Genomic DNA, 21,052 nt, shown 5'->3' with positions numbered 1-21,052 from the left:
GAATACAGCCTTGATCAAAAAATATACTTGTCAAAATGGTGTAAGAATCGTATTAGAAAACATCCCAACTGTTCGATCAGTTGCAATAGGTGTCTGGATTGGGACAGGGTCACGTTATGAAAACCCGGAAAACAACGGGATTTCACATTTTCTAGAGCACATGTTTTTCAAAGGAACGAAAACAAGGTCTGCTAGAGAAATTGCAGAATCTTTTGATAGCATAGGTGGACAGGTAAATGCGTTCACATCTAAGGAATATACTTGTTACTATGCGAAGGTGTTAGATGAACATGCAAAATATGCATTAGATGTCCTAGCTGATATGTTTTTTAATTCAACTTTTGATGAAGAAGAATTGAAAAAAGAAAAAAATGTAGTCTTCGAAGAAATCAAAATGTACGAAGATACACCCGATGATATCGTCCATGACATATTAAGTAAAGCAAGCTATGAGAACCATCCATTAGGTTATCCGATACTGGGCACTGAAAAGACGTTGGAAAGCTTTAATGGAGATAAGCTACGTCAATATATGAATGATATGTATACACCTGATAAAGTGGTCGTATCCATTGCTGGGAATATTGATGAAGCCTTTATTTCTGAGGTTGAAGCATATTTTGGGAATTATTCAGGGAACCAAACAAATCAAGACTTACAAAAGCCATCATTCCATACAAATAAAATCACACGTAAAAAAGAAACCGAACAAGCCCATCTCTGCTTAGGCTTTAATGGCTTGCAAATCGGTGATAAAGATGTATATGACTTGATTGTATTAAATAATATTCTTGGTGGAAGCATGAGCAGTCGATTATTCCAAGAAGTTCGTGAGCAAAGAGGCCTTGCTTATTCTGTTTTCTCCTACCACTCTTCTTATAAGGACACAGGGATGGTAACAATCTACGGAGGGACAGGTAGCAATCAATTAAATCTCTTATTTGAAACGATTCAGGATACGTTGGCCAAGCTGAAAGCAGAGGGTATTACTGAAAAAGAATTAAAGAATAGCAAGGAACAAATGAAAGGCAGCCTCATGCTTAGCCTTGAAAGTACAAATAGCCGGATGAGCCGTAACGGAAAAAATGAATTATTATTAAAAAAACATAAAAGTCTCGATGAGATTATAGACGAAATTAATGCTGTAAATGAAAATAGTGTAAATGAAATGGCAAATAAAATATTTACAGACGATTTTTCACTAGCGTTAGTTAGTCCTTCTGATGATTTACCAATTAAGCTTTCAAACTGAATTTACTTCTAAAAAAGTGGACTACTCCATAGAATGTACAAAGGACATTGAAGGGGTGGTCTCTTTTGAGGTTAAGCGAATTAAGTGGAAAAGAAATTGTGGATGTCAAACGTGCTGAAAGACTAGGTGTTTTAGGTCAAACCGATTTAGAAATTGATGAAAGAACAGGTCAAATTAAGGCGCTTATTATTCCTTCATTAAAATGGTTTGGTTTCAAAAAACAAGGCAATGAAGTTCGTGTGTCGTGGCAACATATTCGTAAAATCGGAACAGATATGATTATCATTGATATTCCAGAAGAAAAGGATCCAGAGGAAATTGAATAGAGAATAAGTTAAACCCACGGAATTCCGTGGGTTTTTTCTATTCTTCGAAAAAATGTTATTCTGAGAAAATTTTATCTTGTTCATTCACCTATTTTAACAATGCCTCATAGTATGGTGGAGTAGATAAAGTTATGGTGATTTTATCAAAAGCCTTTGAGGGGTATCTTTCAAAAATTAGAGAAAGAAGAAGTCGAAGTATCTTAATGTGAGCCATTAAACAATTCTCACTTTCATTCGATTTCATTTTAGGTAAAAGAAGGTGATAAAGCGTATGTTAACCGATATGCATGTAGCAATCATTGGTGGAGATGCACGACAGTTAGAAGTAATTCGTAAACTAATTGAATTAGATGCAAGGTTATCTTTAATTGGATTTGATCAATTAGATCATGGATTTACAGGTGCTTCAAAGGAACGATTAGACGAAATCGACTTTACAGATATAGATGCGATTATTTTGCCAGTATCCGGCACAAACAGTGAAGGTGAGGTTGAAACGATTTTTTCAAATGAAACGGTCGTCTTAACAGAAGAAATCCTATCACAAACACCTAAACACTGTGTTGTTTTTTCGGGGATAAGCAACTCATATTTAGATGGTATTACGAATGCAACTAATCGAAAATTAGTGCGTTTATTCGAAAGAGATGATGTTGCGATCTATAATTCAATTCCTACTGTTGAAGGTACTATTATGATGGTTATCCAACATACGGATATTACGATTCATAATTCGAACGTTGCGGTACTTGGACTAGGAAGGGTAGGAATGAGTGTGGCAAGAAGTTTTGCTGCATTAGGAGCACATGTAAAAGTAGGTGCCAGAAAAACAGAGCATATTGCAAGAATTACAGAAATGGGATTAACACCTTTTCATCTCTCTAACCTAGCTGAAGAGGTTAAGGATATCGATGTTTGTATTAATACCGTTCCTAAATTAATCGTAACCGCAAGTGTTATTTCAAAAATGCCAGCCCATACGTTGATTGTTGATTTAGCATCAAAACCTGGGGGAACTGATTTTAGATATGCAGAAAAGAGAGGAATAAAAGCATTATTAGCACCAGGATTACCAGGTATTGTCGCTCCAAAGACTGCTGGGCAAATTGTTGCGAATGTCTTATCACAACTACTTCTTGAGTTATTACAACAAAGAGAGGAGAACGAATAATATGACTTCATTAAAAGGTAAAAGAATCGGATTTGGTGTTACGGGATCCCATTGTACGTATGATGCTGTAATGCCTGAAATTATTAGACTTGTCGATGAGGGTGCTGATGTAATTCCTGTCGTATCGTGGACTGTTCAATCGACAAATACCCGTTTTGGAGAAGGCGCAGAGTGGATTGAAAGAATTGAAAAAGCGACAGGTAATCAAGTTATTGATTCAATCGTAAAAGCAGAACCATTAGGTCCTAAAATGCCATTGGATTGCATGGTCATTGCACCGCTTACAGGGAATTCAATGAGTAAATTCGCCAATGCTTTAACAGATTCTCCTGTCTTAATGGCTGCGAAGGCAACATTACGTAATCAACGTCCCGTTGTTTTAGGAATTTCAACGAATGATGCTTTAGGTTTAAATGGTGTTAATCTTATGAGACTAATGGCAACAAAAAATATTTATTTTATTCCATATGGGCAGGATGATCCGACAAAGAAACCTAATTCGATGGTTGCACGTATGACCATGCTTAGGGATACAGTTGCAGCAGCAATTGAGGGAAAACAGTTACAGCCCGTACTTGTTGAACGATACCGTGACGATGAAAAATAATAAAATTATTCATAATAAAGGGGAAAGAATGAAAATTCTTCTCTCCTTTAGTACTTGTATGTGGTAAAATATAAATCATTAAACGTAAATTAGACGTTCTAGTAATTCTAGGAAGGGGAATATCAAATGACAGTAGAAAAGGAATTACATGTTGCAGTTGTAGGTGCTACAGGTGCAGTAGGAATGCAAATAATCAAAACACTTGAAGAAACGAATTTTCCATTAACAAAATTAACTTTATTATCATCAGAGCGTTCTGCTGGTAAAAAGATTACGTATAAGGGTAAAGAAGTAACAGTGGAGGTCGCAACACCAGAAAAATTTGAAGGTGTTGATATTGCATTATTTAGTGCGGGTGGTGGCGTTTCCAAAGAGCTAGCTCCTGAAGCTGTTAAACGTGGTGCAATTGTTGTAGATAACACAAGTGCATTTAGAATGGATGAAAATGTGCCCCTTGTTGTTCCAGAGGTTAACGAAAATGACCTCCTTAATCATAATGGTATTATTGCAAATCCAAACTGTTCAACCATTCAAATGGTTGTAGCCTTAGAGCCAATTCGTAAAACCTATGGTTTATCAAAGGTTATTGTTTCAACTTATCAAGCAGTTTCAGGTTCTGGTGTAGCTGCCATCTCAGAAATGAAAGAGCAGACAAAGGATATCATTGAAGGAAATGAATTTACTCCACAGGTATTACCTGTAAAAGGGGACAAAAAACATTATCAAATCGCCTTTAATGCAATTCCACAAATTGATAAATTTGAAGAGAATGGCTTTACTTTTGAAGAAATGAAAATGATTAACGAAACGAAGAAGATTATGCATTTACCAGAACTACCTGTAGCAGCAACTTGCGTTCGTTTACCGGTTGAAACTGGACATTCTGAATCTGTTTATTTTGAAACAGCTCAAAATGGGGTTTCTGCACAGGACGTAAAAGATTTATTAGCATCTTCACCGGGTGTTGTATTAGAGGATAATCCTGCTGAGCAAGTATATCCGATGCCAATTCATGCAGTTGGTAAAAAAGATGTATTCGTAGGAAGAATTAGAAAAGACCTAGACCAAGATAATGGCTTCCACATGTGGGTAGTATCTGACAACCTATTAAAAGGTGCTGCATGGAACTCAGTTCAAATTGCGGGCAGTCTATTAAAGCTAGGTTTAGTTGCAAAATAATCCGTTCAACCAAACATGAGGTGGTTTCATGAATATCGTTGTACAAAAATTTGGCGGAACCTCAGTTCGAGATGAGGAATCTCGTGAAAGAGCAAAAAATCATATTGCAAGTGCTGTTTCAGATGGATATAAAGTAGTAGTTGTTGTATCTGCTATGGGACGCATGGGGGATCCATATGCTACAGATACACTGTTAAGCTTAGTAGGGGATCAAAACTCCAGAATAAGCAGTAGGGAAATGGATATGTTAGTATCCTGTGGTGAAATTATTTCAAGTGTTGTTTTTACAAATATGTTAAATCAATCCGGAATCTCTGCGGCTGCCTTAAACGGTGGTCAGGCGGGCTTCCGTACAAATAGTGATCATACAAATGCGCGCATTACCGAAATGAAGTGTGATAGATTACTTCAAACGCTTGAAGACCATGACGTGGTTGTAGTCACAGGCTTTCAAGGCATCTCTAAATTAGGCGATATTACGACTTTAGGTAGAGGTGGAAGTGATACTTCTGCAGCGGCTCTTGGTGTTTCACTACAAGCAGAATGGATTGATATTTTTACTGATGTAGAAGGTGTCATGACCGCTGATCCACGTATCGTTGGTGATGCAAAGCCTTTATCTGTTGTCACATACAACGAAATTGTAAATATGGCATACCAGGGTGCGAAAGTCATTCACCCTCGTGCTGTTGAAATTGCGATGGAAGCAAAGGTACCAATAAGGGTGCGTTCAACATACAGTGATGCACCAGGTACACTTGTAACAACAATAGAAAAGCGCAGAGGCGTTGAAGTCAAAGAAAGATTGATCACGGGTATTGCTCATGTAACAAATGTTACGCAATTAAAGGTTCAAGCCAAAAAAGGCCAATACAATCTTCAAACAGAAGTGTTTAAGGCTATGGCAAATGAAAAAATTAGCGTAGATTTCTTTAATATTACGCCTAATGGAGTTGTTTATACTGTTGCAGGCGCAATGACAGCCCGTGCTGTTAATAAACTAAAGGAAATGGGATATGAGCCCCAAGTGACTGAGAAATGTGCGAAGGTAGCAACAGTTGGAGCGGGTATGTCCGGTGTACCTGGAGTAACTGCCCGTATTGTAACGGCTCTTTCAGAAAAAGGAATCCAAATTCTACAGTCTGCAGATAGCCTGTCCACAATTTGGGTTCTTGTAAAAGAAACTGAAATGAAGGAAGCGATTAATGCTTTACACAAGGCATTCCATTTATCCGATGGACCTGTTGGAGCAGAAGTGGTAGACTATTAAATTGAAGAGGTAGGGAGCCTTGCAGTTGTGAGGTGTCCCTTTCTTATTCAATAGAGGTATGTTTTTTAATTTTTGATCAAGCCTAACTGTTTATTTGATACACTAGGCATAATTGATGGGAGTAGGTGTAAAAGCATGATTGATTTTGGAAGAATCTCAACGGCGATGGTGACACCATTTGATAATAAAGGTAACATCGATTTTGGAAAAACAACTCAGTTAATTAATTATTTATTAAATAATGGTACAGAATCACTAGTTGTAGCAGGTACAACAGGTGAATCTCCCACATTATCTTCTGAGGAAAAAGTGGCGCTTTTCCGTCATGTTGTAAAAATTGTTGACGGTCGGGTTCCGGTCATTGCTGGCACAGGCAGTAATAATACGTATGCATCAATGGAATTAAGTAAAAAAGCACAAGAAGCCGGTGTTGACGCTATTATGCTAGTCGTACCGTATTATAACAAGCCAAATCAGGAAGGTCTTTATCAGCACTTTAAAACGATTGCTGAAAGTACAAATTTACCTGTTATGGTATACAATATCCCAGGTAGATCGGTTATAAATATGTCAGTTGAAACGATTATTAAATTATCTAAGATTCCAAATATCGTTGCGGTAAAAGAAGCGAACGGAAGCTTAGAGGCTATGACTGAAATAATAGCAAATACCGATGAAGATTTTGCTGTATATAGTGGAGATGATGGTATTACTTTACCAGCTCTTTCAATCGGTGCAAAAGGTGTCGTGTCAGTTGCTTCCCATGTTATTGGCAATGAGATGCAACAAATGGTAAATGCATTTTTATCTGGTAATATAACGGTAGCTGCAAACTACCATCAAAAGCTATTACCAATCATGAAGGGACTATTTACAGCTCCAAATCCAGTGCCTGTTAAAACAGCTCTTCAGATAAAAGGATTGGATGTTGGATCGGTTCGTTTGCCCCTTGTTCCTTTAAATGAGCAAGAACGTATTCAATTATCAAATTTACTTCAAGACTCATAAAAAATAGGAAAAAGTCAATCATCATTTGGATTGACTTTTTTTCTTTGGCTCATTTCTAAAAGATTGTTGCTTTTAAAACATAGGGTGATTTCCGCTCCTGTTACTCGCTTTCCACGGGCGATCCGCAAGCCTCCTCAGGCCTACACGATGTAGGTCACGAAGCCGTTGCCACAGGACGTGGCGCTCTTAGGCTTCGAACATTAATTGGTCTCGCTTGGCTCGCTATTCCCGCAGGACCTTGAGTTTGCTTCCTTGTAACCACACCGCACGAAGAAAATGCTGGCATTTTCGAGGATCTCGTACCATCCGCAGAAATCACAGGAAGCTCAATAATTTCTAACTTCCTTCGCACAATCTTATCCAAAAATAACATAGTTTGTGAAAATAACCTTTTCTTTCAACCATTTACAGAATGAAATAGGGTCATGTGTTTATACTAAATGGTAAATGGGTTGAAAGGAGATTACAATGAATAATAATCAATTCATAAATGAAGAACAACCACAAGGGGATCAAGATAAAAATGAATCGAAGGGTTCCTCATTAGTAGATAAGATACAGCAATTAGGACAAACGAATGTCCCTCAATTGTCAAATGACAGCAAGATCCATTGCCTTACAATTGTTGGTCAAATCGAGGGTCATATTCAACTGCCACCGCAAAATAAGACAACAAAATATGAACATGTTATCCCTCAAATTGTTGCCATTGAACAAAATCCTAAAATCGAAGGTTTACTTGTTATTTTAAATACTGTTGGAGGAGATGTAGAAGCAGGACTTGCCATTTCTGAAATGCTAGCCTCACTCTCTAAGCCGACTGTTTCTCTTGTTTTAGGAGGAGGGCATTCAATTGGTGTGCCAATTGCTGTGGCTTGCGATTATTCCTATATTGCCGAAACGGCGACAATGACAATTCATCCGGTTAGACTGACAGGTCTCGTTATAGGAGTGCCACAGACGTTTGAATATCTCGATAAAATGCAAGAGCGTGTTGTCAATTTTGTAATTAGTCATTCAAACATTAAAGAAGAGAAATTCAAGGAATTGATGTTTTCAAAAGGCAATTTAACAAGAGATATTGGGACAAATGTAATTGGTTCCGATGCAGTCGAATATGGGCTCATTGATGGGATTGGTGGAATTGGTCAGGCATTGAAGAAATTAAATGAGTTAATTGAAGAGAAAAATCTTTCAGATGAAAGTGGGCAGATGATCCAATGATTTTATACACGATGATGCCACAGGAATTAATTTATCCACAAACTGATATAGAAAATAATCATTTAAAGTATGTCGATCTACATGGAGTTTCTTTAGCTGTAAGTCCAGCCCAAAACGGCGAATACACGATTGAGAGAGTAATGAGCACAGATCCTCAGCATTATCTTGATGTAAGATATTCACCAGGGCAGAAAATAAGACTTTGAGACAGATTGGTATAACTTTATTCACTGGGGGTAACCCCCACTGAATAAAGTTAAAGCCTCCGGCGGATGCCACAGATTTTCAAAGGAAACTTTTCGAGCAAGCTCGAAAAAATCTGGGCGCAAATACGCCAAGGCGCATTTGATTGTGCTATAATTTAAGTAGATTTTCATTACATAGGCAGCCATAATTTGGCTGCTTTCCTTTATTGATAGGTAGAGTAGGTGTAGTATGGCAAAACGAAAACGTAGACAGTCGAAGCGAAAAGATGAGTGGAAAAAAACACTTAAATATGAATTGCTAGGCTTATTATTGCTAGCTCTAGCATGTATTGGATTAGCTAGACTTGGAACAGTCGGGACGGGGTTAGTCTATTTATTTCGATTTTTCCTTGGCAATTGGGACATTCTTGGATTAATTGGACTTTTGCTCGTTTCACTTTATATCATTTGGAACCGTACATGGCCGAGAATGATAACTAGGCAATTGATTGGAGTCTATTTAATCATTTGCGCATTGCTCTTATTAAGTCATATTCCATTATTTAATTTGCAAACAAATGAGGGTAAACTCACTGACCCAAGTGTTATTAAAAATACATGGAGTATGTTTTGGGCAGTGGTAAATGGCAATACAAGCACTACTGATTTGGGCGGAGGTATGATTGGTTCCATCCTATTTGCTGCTTCGTATTTTCTATTTGATGAAGCGGGTACAAAAATTATTTCCGTCTTTTTGATTGTAATTGGTGGTGTGCTTGTTACCGGTAAATCGCTCCACGATACCATTGCGAAAATGTTTGGTCCTGTTTTTACATTTTTTAAGAATCAATGGATTGCTTTCGTAGATGATATTAAAAATTGGTCACAGCAACGAAAAAATCAGCCAAAAAGAGAAAAACGAAAGAAGAAAAAAGAGACTCAAAAACAAGATGTTCATGCTGCACAAAATGAACAGGTGGAAGATGAACCTGTTGAGATTCCAGTCGAGCCGATTATCTCGAACTTTGCAGATAAGGCATATACAAAAGAACACGAGACTCATCACGACAAACATGAACAAAAACATCATACAAATGAAGATGACCATGATGAGAAAATGCCTATTACCTTTACAGAAGGTGAACTAGAGAATGTAGATTATGAATTGCCACCAATTGAACTTCTTCATCCACCAAAACAAACAAATCAAAGTGCGGAGCATGAAAATATATATGAAAATGCTAGAAAGCTAGAAAAAACATTTCATAGCTTTGGTGTAAAAGCAAAGGTGACAAAGGTTCACCTCGGCCCCGCCGTAACAAAATATGAAGTATACCCTGATGTTGGGGTAAAAGTAAGTAAAATTGTTAATTTAAGTGATGACTTAGCACTAGCATTAGCTGCCAAAGACATTCGAATTGAAGCCCCAATCCCTGGTAAATCAGCTGTAGGAATAGAGGTACCCAATTCCGAAATTGCAGTTGTATCACTGCGAGAGGTCCTAGAGGATATTGAACCTCAGCGTTCAGACTCTAAATTATTAATTGGGCTTGGCCGTGATATCTCAGGTGAGGCTAAATTTGCTGAACTTAATAAAATGCCTCACTTATTAGTTGCTGGTGCTACAGGTAGTGGTAAAAGTGTATGTATTAATGGCATTATAACAAGTGTACTTATGAGGGCTAAACCTCATGAAGTGAAAATGATGATGATTGATCCGAAAATGGTTGAATTAAATGTGTACAACGGAATCCCACATTTACTAGCACCAGTTGTGACAGATCCCAAAAAGGCATCACAAGCCCTTAAAAAAGTAGTAAATGAAATGGAACGTAGATATGAGTTATTTGCGCATACCCATACGCGAAATATTGAGGGCTATAATGAATATATCCGACGTCACAATATGGAAGAAGAAGCGAAACAACCAACTCTTCCATACATTATTGTGATCGTAGATGAGTTAGCTGATTTAATGATGGTAGCCTCATCAGATGTTGAGGATTCTATCACACGCTTAGCGCAAATGGCTCGTGCTGCCGGAATACACTTAATTATAGCAACTCAACGACCTTCAGTTGACGTAATCACAGGGGTTATTAAAGCCAATATACCTTCACGTATTGCCTTTAGTGTTTCTTCCTCAACCGATTCTAGAACCATTCTAGATATGGGTGGTGCAGAAAAACTATTAGGAAGAGGAGATATGTTATTTTTACCTGTAGGAGCCTCAAAACCTGTTCGCGTACAAGGTGCGTTCTTATCAGATGATGAGGTAGAAGAGGTGGTTAATTTTGTTATATCTCAACAAAAGGCTCAGTATCAAGAAGAGATGATTCCGACAGACACAGTTGAGACAACTGAGGAAGTCGATGATGAATTATATGACGATGCTGTACAACTTGTAATTGAAATGCAAACAGCGTCAGTATCGATGCTTCAAAGAAGGTTTAGAATTGGATATACGAGGGCTGCTAGACTGATCGATGCAATGGAACTTAGAGGTATTGTGGGCCCATATGAGGGTAGCAAACCAAGAGCAGTTCTTGTTACAGCCAAAAATGAAGATGTTGGAAGTTAATTCGAAAGTTAATATTGAACAAAGAAGGGCAATTGCTCTTCTTTTTTTTTCGACAAATTTGGCAATTGTTATTTATTTCTTTCAAAAAAAATGATATAGTTATCTCGGATTAATATCGGTCTAACATCAGAGGTCTGATGACTTTACAAAAACTGGGGGAACTGCAGATGACTATCAAGTTAGATAATCGACCATTGTATTTGCAAGTGATAGATCAGATTAGACTTGATATCGATAACGGAGTCTACAAAGAAAAGGAAAAGCTACCATCCGAATTTCTCCTAGCAAAGCAATTAGGTGTTAGCAGAGCAACATTGAGAGAAGCATTACGAATTCTTGAAGAAGAGAATGTCATTATTAGAAGGCATGGCGTTGGGACCTTTGTTAATGCAAAACCTCTTTTTAATTCCGGAATTGAGCAGATTAGTAGTATTACAGATATGATTATTCAAGCTGGAATGTCACCAGGTACCATCTTTTTGTCAAAAACAGTGAAGGGACCAACTGACGGTGATATTAAAGGATTTAGTTGTTTAGAAAATGAAGAAATAACTGTGATTGAACGGGTCCGTACCGCAAACAACGAGCCTGTTGTGTATTGTATTGATAAAATACTAAGTAAGAATTTACCTTCTAGCTATTCACATGAAGAATCTATCTTTGATTTATTAGAGAAAAAAGCAGGAAGAAAAATCACATATGCTGTGACTCATATTGAACCGATTGGGTACCATGAGACCATTTCTCCTATTTTAAATTGTGATCCGGAAACAGCCCTTTTGTTATTAAAACAAATGCATTACGACGAAAATGATAAACCTGTATTATTTTCACAAAATTATTTTAGAGCTGACAAATTTTCCTTCCATGTTGTTAGAAAGCGTGTATTATAAAGGTGATAAAAATGCACTTTTTAAGGAGGTGAATAAGTAGTCCGTTACTAACAAATATTCTAAAGTAAGGCTTTGTTTTATTAAAAATTTTTTAGGGGGTTAAATTATGTTTAAAAAGAAAGCTGGTTTCGGTCTTGCATTTCTACTTGCAGCTGGAACATTACTAGGAGCATGTGGAAGCGCAGATGACGAAGGTACAAGTAAAGGAAATGGCAAAGGTGCTGACCTGAAAGTAGGTATGGTTACTGATGCTGGTACAATTGACGATAAATCCTTTAACCAAGGTACTTGGGAAGGAATCTTGGCTGCAGAAGATGAGCTTGGCATTCAAACAAAATATCTTAAGCCAGCTGGTACTACTGAAGCAGAATACCTAAAGGAAATGGGTAACCTTTACGATGCAGGCTATAAATTTATTGTAGCACCTGGGTTCAAATTTGAAACCGCTATTTTCCAAGCACAATCTAAATACGAAGACGCAAAATTTGTTATTTTAGACGGTAACCCACATAAGGGTGACTTTGTTCCTGCAGTCGCTGACAACACTGTTGCTATATTTTTTGCTGAACATGAATCCGGTTTCTTGGCTGGTGTTGCTACTGCACTCGAGTTACAAGAAGGAGAAGCAGGATTTATCGGTGGTATGGAAATTCCAGCTGTTCAAAAGTTTAACTGGGGCTTCCAACAAGGTCTAGCATATGCGAATGAAAACTTAGGAACAAATTTAACTATTAAAGCAGACAACGTAGTATATCAAGGATCATTTGATAACTCAGCTGCTGGTCAACAAATTGCTGCACAAATGTATGATCGTGGTGTAAACGTAATCTTTGCTGCTGCTGGTGGTGTTGGTGTAGGTGCTTTTACAGAAGCTAAAAACCGTGCCAAAGCAGGAGAAGAAGTGTGGATGGTTGGTGTTGACGTAGACCAATATTCTGAAGGAACTTATGAAGGTGAAAAATCAGTTACTTTAACTTCTGCAATGAAGAAACTTGCTCACGCAACTCAAGAACTAATTGAAAAAGAGTTAAATGGAGAATTCCCTGGTGGCGAAACGTTAACCTATGATGTTAAAAATGATGGTGTAGGTATTCCAGATGAAAACCCTAACTTAAGCGAGGAAACAGTTAAGCAAGTGAAAGAAATCTTTGAAAAGGTTAAATCAGGTGAAATTAAAGTCTCAGGTGAACAAGGTGATTTAATCAAGTAAGTTTAGTTTAAAAAGAGACGGTTTTCATCCGTCTCTTTTGTATATAACCTAAAAAGGTGAACGTAACACATCTTTCTACATTTTTAGATGTGGATAGGGGACTCCTAATAAAAAAGGATATGAGTCTAGAAAAAGGTGAGTGCTACTATGGAATATGTTGTAGAAATGCTGAATATTAGGAAGGAATTTCCTGGGATTGTAGCAAATGATAATATCACTCTTACTTTAAAAAAGGGAGAGATACATGCCCTGCTTGGTGAAAATGGGGCAGGAAAGTCCACGCTTATGGGTGTTTTATTTGGTATGTATCAGCCTGAGCAAGGGATGATTAAAGTTAATGGGGAACAAGTGCATATCTCCAACCCTAATGTGGCAAACCGTCTTGGAATTGGAATGGTGCATCAACACTTTAAACTAGTAGATAATTTTACGGTTACTGAAAATATCATTTTAGGTAGCGAACCAATAAAGAATGGGGTTGTCCTAGATATTAATAGTGCCGCAAAACGGATTGAAGAACTGTCTAAATATTACGGACTAAATGTAGACCCTCATGCTAAAATAGAAGACATTTCTGTTGGAATGCAGCAGCGGGTTGAGATTATGAAGATGCTTTTCCGTGAAGCTGATGTGCTAATATTCGATGAGCCAACAGCTGTATTAACTCCAAATGAGATAGATGAATTAATGAAAATTATGCGTAATTTGATTAAAGAAGGAAAATCAATCATCATCATTACACATAAATTAAAGGAAATTAAAGCTGTCGCAGACCGCTGTACGGTAATTCGTCGCGGCAAATATATTGGTACTGTTAATGTGGCAGAAACAAGTGAAGCAAACTTAGCGGAAATGATGGTAGGTCGACATGTTTCCTTTAATGTAGATAAAGAAGAAAGTAAACCAGGTGAAGTGGTTTTAGAAATAGATTCTCTCTCCGTAAAAAATAATAGAAAGGTTTTAGGTTTGAAAAACTTTTCTATATCCGTACGCAAAGGAGAAATTCTCGGAATTGCAGGCGTTGAGGGTAATGGTCAATCTGAGTTAGTCGAAGCAATAACAGGTCTTCGTAAGGCAGAGTCGGGTAAAATATTATTAAATGGAGAGGATATCACAAGTCTATCGGTTCGTAAAAGAATTGATAAGGGGATTGCTCATATTCCTGAAGATAGACAAAAACGTGGACTCGTATTGGACTACACGCTCCAATCCAATATGGTACTTGAAGTTTATAATAAACCACCATTTTCAAAGCACGGCCTACTAAAAGTTTCTGCAATGAAAGAATATGCGAAAAAGATCTTGGAAAATTTTGATGTGCGTTCAGGAGAAGGGGAAGTTTCCATAGCAAGAACCTTATCCGGTGGTAACCAACAAAAAGCAATTATTGGACGTGAACTCGAATTAGATCCTGACTTGCTTGTTGCGGTTCAACCAACTCGTGGTCTCGATGTTGGGTCAATAGAATATATTCATAAACGGTTGGTCGAGCACCGTGACAAAGGTAAGGCAGTACTTTTAATTTCTCTGGAACTCGATGAAGTATTACAGCTATCTGATCGTATTGCCATAGTTAACAACGGTGAACTTATTGGGATTGTAAATGCCTCTGAAACAAATGAAAATGAGGTAGGTCTCATGATGGCTGGTGTAGGTAAGGAGAGAAGTGTATGAGAACCACAATTGTTTCATTAATTGCAGTGCTTTTAGGTCTGATCGCAGGTGGAATTTTAATGCTTTTCATTGGAAGCAATCCCTTCGAAGGGTATAGTTACTTGTTCCAAGGAGGGTTAAAAAACATCCCTAGAATTGGGGATACATTAGCGACTGCATCACCATTAATCTTTACTGGTTTATCGGTTGCTTTTGCATTCCGTACAGGTTTATTTAATATCGGAGCTTCTGGTCAAATGCTAATTGGTGGTCTAGTTGCGACTGCTGTTGGTTTAACTTTTGACTGGTCCAGACCCATTCTCCTGCTCGTTATGATATTACTCGGTTTTCTTGGAGGAGCTCTTTGGGCGTTTATTCCAGGATTGCTTAAAGCAAGATTTAATGTGCATGAGGTTGTTTCTACAATCATGATGAACTGGGTTGCATATTGGACTGTATATTACGTTGTTCCTGGATATTTCAAGGGTGAGTTTCTTGAAACAGAATCAAGAAAATTAGCGGATGAAGCAACATTACGTGTGCCATTTTTAACGGAAATGTTCCAAGGCTCCTATATCAATCTTGGTTTGTTCTTAGGTATTATTGCGGTTATTATAGTTGGTTTTATCATTAATAAAACAACTTTAGGTTTTGAATTGAAAGCGGTTGGGTTTAACCGTGATGCTGCAGAGTATGCAGGTATGCGAGTGAATTCAAATATTGTATTATCCATGCTCATTTCTGGTGGATTAGCAGGTCTTGCTGGTGTTGCAATGTACACAGGAAATGCGACGAGCATGCAAATTGGAATTTTGCCAGCACAAGGCTTTGATGGAATTGCCGTAGCTTTATTAGGAGCTAACAATCCAATCGGAGTATTCTTTGCAGCTGTATTCTTTGGAATCCTTTATTCAGGAACTGGATTTATGAATGCGATGACAGAAATTCCACCAGAACTTGCAAATACAATCATTGCAATCATTATATATTTTGCTGCAACAAGTATTTTGATTGAACGTTTAATAAATAAATTCATCAAACGACGAAATAATTCAAAAAGCAATGCTGTAAAAAAGGAGGAAGCGTAATATGTGGTCAATCATTGAACAGATTTTTCCATATGCAATCGTATTTACAATCCCCCTTCTTATTACAGCACTTGGAGGATTATTTAGTGAACGAAGTGGTGTTGTCAATATCGGTTTAGACGGGCTAATGATTTTTGGTGCATTTGCTGGCGCCCTAACAATTTATTATCTTCAGGATACAATTTCAAATCATAATGCAGTTCTATGGCTTGGCCTGATAGCAGCGGCCGTTGTTGGGATCATCTTTTCATTATTACATGCGTTTGCTAGCATTAACTTAAATGCTAACCAAATTATTAGTGGTACTGCCATTAATATGATAGCCGGTGCATTAACAGTATTCTTAGCAAGAAATATTACAGGTAGTGGAAATATCCGAATTACGAGTGGTTTTACACCGACTGATATTCCTGGACTAGCTTCAATTCCTGTTATCGGGGATTTGTTTTTCACAAAAACATATCCTACAACGTGGTTTATCTTGGTTGTTTTGTTAATTAGTGCATTTGTATTATACAAAACCAAAATAGGACTTCGTTTACGTTCTTGTGGTGAATATCCACAAGCTGCAGAAGCCGCAGGAGTTAATGTAAAACGAGTACGCTACCTAGGAGTCATACTATCAGGTGCATTTTCAGGTTTAGGTGGTGCTCTAATTATTGTGACATATGCGGGTGAATTTACTGGAAACGTTTCTGGCTTAGGATTCTTAGCTCTTGCGTCATTAATCTTCGGACAATGGAAGCCACTGGGAATATTGGGCGCTACCTTGTTCTTTGGTTTTGCAAGTACAGTTGCCAACGTTTCACAGGTTATCCCTGAGCTTGCAGTTTTTCCACCAATTATCTTGAAGATTTTCCCTTATGTGGTCACTTTAATTGCATTGGTTATATTCTCTAAATCATCACAAGCACCTAAGGCTGCTGGTGAACCTTTTGATTCAGGGAAACGATAATTATCAATTTTTAAAGGAATGGCAAAATGCCATTCCTTTTTTGTGTTCTAGGAAATTATAAAATTTATCATTGTGAATAACTTTTATTGGTTGTATCCTAGTCCAGCTCCATCGCCTAGCCCCTCGAGGGCATAAGGCAATTGCTTCGGAAAGCAAAAAGCGCCTTTTGATAGCGATAAACTTATGCTTGTTGGACTTGCACAGGACAAGGAAAACTTCGAGAGCAATAATCGCACGAAGAAAATGCCTTGCATTTTCGAGGAAGTGCTGACATCGTTTTGCCACAGGACGTGGCAGTAGTTAGTCGATGTTCTATTTCAGGCGCTTGCGATTTGTTGTTAGGAAATTTATGGGCCAAAACTTGAAATTATTGCTAATTTGAGGTTATAGTGATTTTAAGACTAATTAAACGGTTTTGGTTGAAAAATAGCCATATATGGTTTTAAGTTATGACGAAAAAAGGAGGCTATGTTTACATGTTTTTACTGAATGAAACTGAGCATAAATTAAGTGGCTTGACTCTTCACACGATTAAAACAGATAAATTTAAAACAAATACGATTGTATTACGAATGAAAGCACCGCTTCAGGAGGAATACGTAACACAGAGAGCATTGTTACCATACGTTCTGCAAAGTGAAACAGCTAGCTATCCCTCAACAACAAGTTTACGCTCTTATCTAGACGAATTATATGGAGCTGCGTTATATGTGGATTTAGCTAAAAAAGGTGAAAATCACATTATTACATTTTTCGTTGAAATTGCGAATGAATTATTTTTAAAAGATCAAACACCACTTCTTGATAAAGCCATTGCTTTGTTACAGGAGATGGTACTTTCTCCTATTACTGAAAATGGAGCTTTTAAGAATACGATCGTTGAAAAAGAGAAACGTAGCCTTAAGCAACGAATTCAAGCCGTTAATGATGATAAAATGAGGTATTCAAATCTACGCTTAGTTGAAGAAATGTGTAAAGATGAGCCATATCATCTTCACGTAAATGGAAGAATTGAAGACATTGATACTATTTCGGCACAATCTTTATACGATTATTATCAAAAAGTAATCGAAGAAGACGAGATTGACTTATATATTATTGGGAATATCGAACCAGAAAAGGTAAAGGAAGTTGTTTCATCCACGTTTGTATTTACTGATCGAAACAAGCGGCCATTAACAGAAACGAAAACAAAACAGGTCGTAAAAGTCAATGAAGTGATTGAAAAACAGGATGTTAAACAAGGTAAGCTAAATATTGGATATCGTACAAATACAACCTATAGTGATCCTGATTATGATGCTCTTCAGGTATTCAACGGGATATTTGGTGGGTTTTCGCATTCAAAATTATTTATTAATGTACGTGAAAAAGAAAGCTTGGCCTATTATGCAGCATCAAGGGTAGAAAGTCATAAGGGATTATTAATGGTGATGTCTGGAATCGATGTTTCTAATTATGATCGTGCTGTAACCATTATAAAGGAACAAATGCAAGCGATGATCGATGGTGATTTTACAGATGAGATCATGACTCAAACAAAAGCTGTAATCCGGAATCAACTACTTGAAACCATTGATACATCTCGAGGAATTGCAGAGGTCCTGTATCATAATGTTGTTTCCCCAAAACCAAGGAAGCTTGAAGATTGGATTTCTGGAATAGAAGCTGTAACAAAGGAGGAAGTAGTCAATGTGGCAAAAAAAATTGAACTTGATACCATCTACTTCCTTACTGGATTGGAGGGAGGAAAGTAATGGAAAAAATCACATTTGATCAACTTCAAGAGGTTCTTTTTCATGAAAAACTTGATAACGGACTAAATGTCTATATCCTTCCTAAAAAGGGATTTAACAAAACCTATGCTACGTTCACGACAAATTATGGTTCTGTGGATAATCAATTTATACCATTAGGGAAAGATGATTTCGTTCATGTACCAGATGGAATTGCACATTTTTTAGAGCATAAGCTGTTTGAAAAAGAGGATGGCGATGTTTTCCAAGATTTTAGTAAACAGGGTGCATCAGCCAATGCGTTTACATCATTTACAAGAACTGCTTATCTTTTTTCATCTACATCCAATGTAGAATTGAATTTAAAGACGTTGATTGACTTTGTTCAAAGTCCTTATTTTACGGAAAAAACAGTAGAAAAAGAAAAGGGAATCATTGGGCAAGAAATTACAATGTACGATGACAATCCTGATTGGAGACTATATTTTGGTGTCATTGAAAATATGTATAAAAACCACCCAGTACGAATTGACATTGCAGGAACAATTGATTCCATTGCCAAAATAACAAAAGATATGCTTTATGAATGCTATGAAACCTTCTATCATCCGAGTAATATGGTTTTATTTGTTGTTGGTCCTATTGAACCGGAAAAAATAATGGACCAAATTCGTTCTAACCAAGCACAAAAAGATTACAAGGATCAGCCAGAAATTAAACGCCATTTTGAAGATGAGCCAATTGAAGTAAATGAAAAGAAGAAAGTTCTTAAAATGAATGTTCAATCCTCAAAATGTATGGTGGGCGTAAAAGCCTTAAATCCGTCACGTAAGGGCGATCAATTGCTAAAACAAGAATTGTCTTTAACGATTATTCTGGATTGGCTGTTTGGAAAAAGCTCTAAGTACTATCAGGAATTATATGATGAGGGCTTAATCGATGAGACGTTTACCTTTGATTATACGGAAGAACAAGGGTTTGGTTTTGCGGTCGTTGGCGGTGATACACCTAACCCTGATGAATTATCATCAAAAATTAGACATATTATGCTTTCAAGTAAAAACCAAGGAATCACTTCTGAAGAATTAGAACGTGTCAAAAAGAAAAAGATTGGTGCGTTTTTACGCTCTTTAAATTCACCAGATTATATTGCAAATCAATTTACAAGATATGCATTTAATGAAATGAATTTATTCGATGTCGTCCCCATTATGGAAAGTCTAACCGTAGATGATATAACAAATACGGTAAATGAATTCTTTGATGAAGTTCGAATGACCGAGTGCCAGGTAATACCTAAAAAATAGATAACTTTATTTAAGAAGGCCTCGTAACTTTTTAAGTGGTGAGATAATCGTAATATGAGTATAATATTTGAAGGGTACTAACCTTGGTTAAATAAAATTAAAGCCTCCGGAAGATGCCACGATTTTTCAAAGGAAAATTTTTCGAGGAGTAGGAGCAAAGACTAAGAACGCCACATCCAACGTCTTTGTGCCCCACCTCGTGTTGGCCTAAAAAAATCGGGCGCAATTACACCAAGGCGCATTTTGATGTAAAAAAAGCATCCTTTTGTGAAGGATGCTTTTTTAAGGGGAAATGAGTAATGAAAAAATATGCATTAGTGACAGGGGCGAGTGGAGGAATTGGAAGTGCCATTGCTAAAGAAATTGCCAGTCAGGGCTATTCGTTATACCTCCACTACCATGAAAATGAACAATCTATAAAAAAGATTGCAGAAGAGTTAGCTTCTAAAGGTGTGGAAACATATCTGATTAAGGCAGATTTAAGCTTTGCGAACGGTGTAAACCAATTAGTTAACCAAATTGTACATCCAATTGACGCAGTTATCCATAATTCCGGTAAGGGTGTGTTTGGACTTATGACTGATTTTGATGAAAAGACAGTTGAACAAATGGTACAACTTCATGTGAGTACACCATATATGTTAACAAAAGCATTGCTTCCAAACATGATCACAAAAAAAAGTGGAAATATTATCGTTATCTCCTCGATTTGGGGAATCACAGGAGCTTCCTGTGAAGTACTTTATTCAATGGTAAAGGGTGGACAAATTTCGTTTGTAAAAGCTTTAGCAAAGGAAGTTGCGCTTAGTGGAATTAGAGTTAACGCTGTTGCACCCGGCGCGATTGATACAAACATGCTTAAGGAATTTACCCTTGAAGATATCGAAGGCATTAGTGAAGAGATTCCGATGGGAAGAATTGGAGAGCCAATTGAGGTTGCAAATGCGGTTGCATTTCTACTTTCAAATAAAGCTTCTTATATTACGGGTCAAGTGTTGTCTGTCAATGGTGGTTGGCATTGCTAACTTTATTTGTGCTTTGATTATTTTACGAATAAATTATTTAACATTCGACAAACTAACATTGTAATTACCTTATAAGGAGGGTCACTTATGTCAGTACTAGACAATTTCGAGGATTGGAAAAATTTTTTAGGTGATCGCTTGCAGCATGCTAAATCTGAAGGAATGGATCAAAACGTGATCAATGATATGGCTCATCAACTAGGTGATTACCTGGCTAGTGAAGTAGAGCCGAAAAATGCTCAAGAAAAAGTTTTACGTGACCTTTGGAATGTTGCTTCTGAAGAGGAGCAACAAGCGATTGCCAACTTAATGGTAAAGCTTGTTCAATAGGTTAGTCAGTGTTTTAAAATGAGAGAGGACTTTCCTCTCTTTTTTCATTTAG

19 protein-coding genes are annotated in these 21,052 nt (G+C 37.2%); all 19 read left to right on the top strand.

What is annotated here, in order from left to right; genetic code table 11:
* Positions 1-10 precede the first annotated feature (10 nt).
* Positions 11-1,252 (top strand): M16 family metallopeptidase, encoded by a 1,242-nt coding sequence (locus tag RGU12_RS02670; protein WP_309534690.1) that lies wholly within the window; start codon positions 11-13, stop codon positions 1,250-1,252.
* 65 nt (positions 1,253-1,317) lie between these two features.
* Positions 1,318-1,578: a YlmC/YmxH family sporulation protein gene (locus RGU12_RS02665; protein WP_309534689.1), complete on the top strand. Its 261-nt coding sequence runs from the start codon at positions 1,318-1,320 to the stop codon at positions 1,576-1,578.
* A 271-nt stretch (positions 1,579-1,849) separates the two neighbouring features.
* A complete protein-coding gene (dpaA, locus tag RGU12_RS02660) occupies positions 1,850-2,749 on the top strand; it encodes a dipicolinic acid synthetase subunit A (protein ID WP_309534688.1) in 900 nt (299 codons plus the stop codon).
* 1 nt (position 2,750) lies between these two features.
* Positions 2,751-3,356 (top strand): dipicolinate synthase subunit B, encoded by a 606-nt coding sequence (gene dpaB, locus RGU12_RS02655; RefSeq protein ID WP_309534687.1) that lies wholly within the window; start codon positions 2,751-2,753, stop codon positions 3,354-3,356.
* Between the two features lie 126 nt (positions 3,357-3,482).
* Positions 3,483-4,535: an aspartate-semialdehyde dehydrogenase gene (gene asd / locus RGU12_RS02650; protein ID WP_309534686.1), complete on the top strand. Its 1,053-nt coding sequence runs from the start codon at positions 3,483-3,485 to the stop codon at positions 4,533-4,535.
* A gap of 28 nt (positions 4,536-4,563) precedes the next feature.
* A complete protein-coding gene (gene dapG / locus RGU12_RS02645) occupies positions 4,564-5,805 on the top strand; it encodes an aspartate kinase (RefSeq protein WP_309534685.1) in 1,242 nt (413 codons plus the stop codon).
* A 135-nt stretch (positions 5,806-5,940) separates the two neighbouring features.
* Positions 5,941-6,813: a 4-hydroxy-tetrahydrodipicolinate synthase gene (gene dapA, locus RGU12_RS02640; RefSeq protein WP_309534684.1), complete on the top strand. Its 873-nt coding sequence runs from the start codon at positions 5,941-5,943 to the stop codon at positions 6,811-6,813.
* A gap of 468 nt (positions 6,814-7,281) precedes the next feature.
* A complete protein-coding gene (locus RGU12_RS02635; protein ID WP_309534683.1) occupies positions 7,282-8,037 on the top strand; it encodes a ClpP family protease in 756 nt (251 codons plus the stop codon).
* The gene (locus RGU12_RS02630) at positions 8,034-8,243 is read left to right on the top strand and encodes a YlzJ-like family protein (RefSeq protein WP_309534682.1); all 210 of its coding nucleotides are present in this window, start codon (positions 8,034-8,036) and stop codon (positions 8,241-8,243) included. Before RGU12_RS02635 ends, RGU12_RS02630 begins: the two co-directional genes overlap by 4 nt.
* 229 nt (positions 8,244-8,472) lie before the next feature.
* The gene (locus RGU12_RS02625) at positions 8,473-10,803 is read left to right on the top strand and encodes a DNA translocase FtsK (RefSeq protein WP_309534681.1); all 2,331 of its coding nucleotides are present in this window, start codon (positions 8,473-8,475) and stop codon (positions 10,801-10,803) included.
* Between the two features lie 167 nt (positions 10,804-10,970).
* Positions 10,971-11,696, top strand: a complete 726-nt coding sequence (locus RGU12_RS02620) for a GntR family transcriptional regulator (protein ID WP_136378396.1) — start codon at positions 10,971-10,973, stop codon at positions 11,694-11,696.
* Positions 11,697-11,802: 106 nt separating this feature from the next.
* The gene (locus RGU12_RS02615; protein ID WP_309534680.1) at positions 11,803-12,906 is read left to right on the top strand and encodes a BMP family lipoprotein; all 1,104 of its coding nucleotides are present in this window, start codon (positions 11,803-11,805) and stop codon (positions 12,904-12,906) included.
* A gap of 147 nt (positions 12,907-13,053) precedes the next feature.
* On the top strand, positions 13,054-14,580 hold the full coding sequence (locus RGU12_RS02610; RefSeq protein WP_309534679.1) for an ABC transporter ATP-binding protein: 1,527 nt from the start codon (positions 13,054-13,056) through the stop codon (positions 14,578-14,580).
* Positions 14,577-15,647, top strand: a complete 1,071-nt coding sequence (locus tag RGU12_RS02605) for an ABC transporter permease (protein ID WP_309534678.1) — start codon at positions 14,577-14,579, stop codon at positions 15,645-15,647. Before RGU12_RS02610 ends, RGU12_RS02605 begins: the two co-directional genes overlap by 4 nt.
* Position 15,648: 1 nt before the next feature.
* Entirely contained in the window at positions 15,649-16,602 is a 954-nt protein-coding gene (locus RGU12_RS02600) for an ABC transporter permease (RefSeq protein ID WP_116350523.1), read from the top strand.
* Between the two features lie 476 nt (positions 16,603-17,078).
* Complete coding sequence (gene yfmF, locus RGU12_RS02595; protein ID WP_309534677.1) at positions 17,079-18,359, top strand: EF-P 5-aminopentanol modification-associated protein YfmF; 1,281 nt, start codon at positions 17,079-17,081, stop codon at positions 18,357-18,359.
* The gene (gene yfmH, locus RGU12_RS02590) at positions 18,359-19,645 is read left to right on the top strand and encodes an EF-P 5-aminopentanol modification-associated protein YfmH (RefSeq protein WP_309534676.1); all 1,287 of its coding nucleotides are present in this window, start codon (positions 18,359-18,361) and stop codon (positions 19,643-19,645) included. The genes yfmF and yfmH overlap by 1 nt, the downstream gene beginning before the upstream one ends.
* A gap of 299 nt (positions 19,646-19,944) precedes the next feature.
* Positions 19,945-20,670 carry an elongation factor P 5-aminopentanone reductase gene (gene ymfI / locus RGU12_RS02585; RefSeq protein ID WP_309534675.1) on the top strand — a complete coding sequence of 242 codons (726 nt, stop codon included), beginning with the start codon at positions 19,945-19,947 and terminating at the stop codon, positions 20,668-20,670.
* Between the two features lie 87 nt (positions 20,671-20,757).
* Positions 20,758-21,000, top strand: coding sequence for a DUF3243 domain-containing protein (locus tag RGU12_RS02580; RefSeq protein WP_309534674.1), 243 nt, complete (start codon positions 20,758-20,760; stop codon positions 20,998-21,000).
* Positions 21,001-21,052 lie beyond the last annotated feature (52 nt).

Source organism: Ferdinandcohnia sp. QZ13, from assembly GCF_031324165.1.
Taxonomy (GTDB): Bacteria; Bacillota; Bacilli; order Bacillales; family Bacillaceae_L; genus Ferdinandcohnia.
This window is presented reverse-complemented; position numbering and strand designations above follow the sequence as displayed.